The organism is Mesorhizobium sp. M4B.F.Ca.ET.143.01.1.1, from assembly GCF_004792275.1.
Taxonomy (GTDB): domain Bacteria; phylum Pseudomonadota; class Alphaproteobacteria; order Rhizobiales; family Rhizobiaceae; genus Mesorhizobium; species Mesorhizobium abyssinicae.
This window is the reverse complement of record NZ_SRSR01000364.1, coordinates 1-282: the sequence shown is the minus strand read 5'-3', so window position 1 is coordinate 282 and position 282 is coordinate 1. Positions and strand designations below refer to the sequence as shown.

At 59.6% G+C, this 282-nt stretch carries 1 pseudogene; it reads left to right on the top strand.

The features are described 5' to 3' along the window. Nucleotides 1-282 (top strand): annotated as a pseudogene (locus EN786_RS37370) (hypothetical protein); the annotation flags it as partial.

The window sequence follows — 282 nt, the reverse complement described above, 5'->3', positions numbered from 1 at the left end:
CGGCAACAAGGCCATCTATTCCTCCCTGGGATACCTTGCCTACGGCAACGGCTCGAGCAGCCAGACGAAGCCGTTCGGGAGCACATACACTTATGGCCGGCCGTTGCTTGGCACCAGCTCAAGCGTCAGCAAGACCGATTATTCGAACGCAAACTACACCAAAGCGAGGAGCGAGCATTTGGCCACGTTGTGCGACAACGCGAAGGCCGCCAACATCATCGTCATGACCATCGCGCTCGATCTCGACTCCACCAACACTGCCGAGGCGGCGCAGATGGCGGC